The sequence below is a fragment of the Sulfuricurvum sp. genome (assembly GCF_049305995.1).
In the GTDB taxonomy this organism is placed as follows: Bacteria; Campylobacterota; Campylobacteria; order Campylobacterales; family Sulfurimonadaceae; genus Sulfuricurvum.
Map to the genome: position 1 here is coordinate 1 of NZ_JBAQPS010000095.1, position 2,640 is coordinate 2,640.

Consider the following 2,640-nt stretch of genomic DNA (forward strand, 5'->3'; position numbering starts at 1 on the left):
ATTTTAATTATCACTCTTGGCTCTATGATTTCCAAACGTCAAAATAGTGATAGATTAAAATTTCGAACGATTGCTATTTGGTATACGATAGCATTTATTCTTATCATTGTAGCCATACCATGGGAATCTTCATCGATGGTGAGTCGTCCCTATTTTAGAATTTAACACATAATAAACTTGACAGACCAAACAGTCTGTGGTATTATTCTTAAAATCAGACTATTTGGTCTGTTTGATGGTGGGAGGTTGTTATGAAACGTATTGTTGTACTTGGTGCTACCGGATTTGTCGGTACGCATGTCGCTCTGAGGCTCAAAAACGAAGAATGTGAGCTGATATTGGGATGTCGAAACGCCGTACATATACATCCAAAATTGAAGGATGAGACAATTATTTCAGGAGATATCCGAGATCGATTCTATCTATCAAATCTTTTTCGTGACGCCGATATTGTCATTAATGCATTTTCGTGGACGGCATTGTATGGACATGAAAAAGAGTCTAAAAAATTGTTTTTTGAGCCGACTATTGCCCTTATCGATACGGTGCTAGCATCAGGTGTTAAACGCTTTATTAACCTCTCTACGACCAGTGCGGCAAATGCAAATGTCGCGAACGACGCAAACTCGAAAGGGAATAAAGTAAATTTTTGGCCGCATCTCAATAATGTCATTGAGATTGAGGAATATTTACGCCAAAAAGCTACTAAAGATTTTGAAGTGATTAATCTGCGATGCGGTCTTTTTGTCGGTGAACATTACGGACTGGGACTTTTGCCGATACTATTACCGCGCTTAAAAACCTATCTTGTTCCTCTACTCGAAGGTGGAAGAACACCAATGCCGCTGACATCAGGCGAGGAGATTGCACAAGCGTTTGCCAAAGCTGCATTTGCACCGACCATGCCGCATCCGTACGAGGGAATCAACGTATTGGGTGCAGAAATCCCGACCGTCAAAGAGGTGTTAGAATTTATTCATAATGAATTTGGTTATCCGTATCCCCATTTTAGCGTTTCGTTTCCCATTGCACACCTCTTTGGTCATTTTATGGAGATACTTAATCCGCTGATGCCGTTCGATCCGCTGGTCACACGTTCAATCGTTCATTTGCTCAAAAATACAAATACCGACAATACAAAAGCAGAAAAACTTTTAGATTATATTCCGCAAATCTCTTGGAAAGATGCCGTGCGAAGGCAGATTAACGAGATTCATAAATTACAGAAACAACCGATGAAAATGGCGAAGGAACACCGATGAGCCGATTGAAAGAGGGGAACAGTGCTCCATGGTTTAAAGCGAGAAGTTTCCAAGGCGATGATATCAATCTTGATCTCTATCGAGGCAGATACCTTTTACTCAGTTTTTATCGGTATGCGTCCTGCCCGTTTTGCAATCTGAGAGTGCACGAATCGATACAAAAAAGGGATTATTTTCAAACTCTTGGATTAGAGATGATAGCGGTATTTCAATCACCTGACGATAAACTCGCCGAATACGTTGGAAAGCAGCCATTGAACTATCCTATTATCGGTGATCCGAGTTTAGATATCTATAAACTGTACCATGTAGAGACATCATGGTTGGGGCTGATTAAAGCTTTTTTTATCAGACCGCACCAAATACTCAAATCGATTTTTCTACGCGGATTTTTTCCCGGCAGTATCGAAAATGAGATACAGCGGCTTCCTGCCGATTTTTTGATAAATCCAATGGGAAAAATAGAGATAGCGTACTACGGCATAGACATCGGCGATCATATAGCTTACGAGATAATTGAGAAAACAGTGCGAAATGATATAATTGAGCCATGAAAGAAAATATGAGAGACATTTTGATTCAAACGATGTTCGAATCGCTTTATCACGAGGGATACAATGCGAGCAATCTTAACGATTTACTTAAAAAAGCCGGTACGTCCAAAGGGGGGATGTATCACTATTTCAGCTCCAAAAAAGAGCTGGCGTTGGAATCGATGCGCATCGTCGGTGAAGGGTTTATTGACCATTTTTGGGGTGGTAGTTTTAATCGATATAATAACCCGATTCACGCACTCGAAGCGATATTTGCGGCTCTGCCGAGTGCGACGATTATGGGAAAATGTCTGTTTGAGTTTAAACACGGATGTCCTCTTAATCAGATGATTCAGGAGATGAGTGCGTTGGATGAGGATTTTAAAATTCTCCTCGAATCAATCTTAGATCGTTGGATTACACTAATTGCCGAAAATCTGAAAAAAGCTCAAAACGGAGGGATAATGGAAACCTCTTTTGAACCTTACGCTATGGCGCAATTCATTGTTGCATCGATTGAGGGGACATTAACTCTGATGAAAGTGAAACAAAATAGTAAACTGTATGAAGAAAACATGGCGCTGTTGTTGCAAACACTCAAAATTTTAGGTTACAAACAATGAAAACTGAAAGAATCCTCATTGTCGGAGGCGGAGTAGCGGGGCTGATGTGTAAAAATCGACTAGAACATATAGGGTTTACTCCTATCCTTATCGAAAAAGCCGATGCACTCCGATCTGATGGTGCAGGGATTTTATTAGGGGCAAATGTACTCAAAATCTTCCGTGAATGCGATTTGGAAGAGCCGTTGATGGAGTATGCTCAATCGTTGGATGAAATCATGC

At 40.5% G+C, this 2,640-nt stretch carries 4 protein-coding genes; all 4 read left to right on the forward strand.

Annotated features, from left to right (window positions below; genetic code table 11):
• Positions 1–251 precede the first annotated feature (251 nt).
• Complete coding sequence (locus tag WA010_RS03210; RefSeq protein WP_422555734.1) at positions 252–1,262, forward strand: NAD-dependent epimerase/dehydratase family protein; 1,011 nt, start codon at positions 252–254, stop codon at positions 1,260–1,262.
• Positions 1,259–1,816, forward strand: a complete 558-nt coding sequence (locus WA010_RS03215; protein WP_422555735.1) for a redoxin domain-containing protein — start codon at positions 1,259–1,261, stop codon at positions 1,814–1,816. The genes WA010_RS03210 and WA010_RS03215 overlap by 4 nt, the downstream gene beginning before the upstream one ends.
• Positions 1,813–2,418 (forward strand): TetR/AcrR family transcriptional regulator, encoded by a 606-nt coding sequence (locus WA010_RS03220; RefSeq protein ID WP_422555736.1) that lies wholly within the window; start codon positions 1,813–1,815, stop codon positions 2,416–2,418. The genes WA010_RS03215 and WA010_RS03220 overlap by 4 nt, the downstream gene beginning before the upstream one ends.
• Positions 2,415–2,640 (forward strand): FAD-dependent oxidoreductase (locus WA010_RS03225; RefSeq protein ID WP_422555737.1); only part of this gene is annotated, 226 nt, incomplete at its 3' end. The genes WA010_RS03220 and WA010_RS03225, both read left to right, overlap by 4 nt.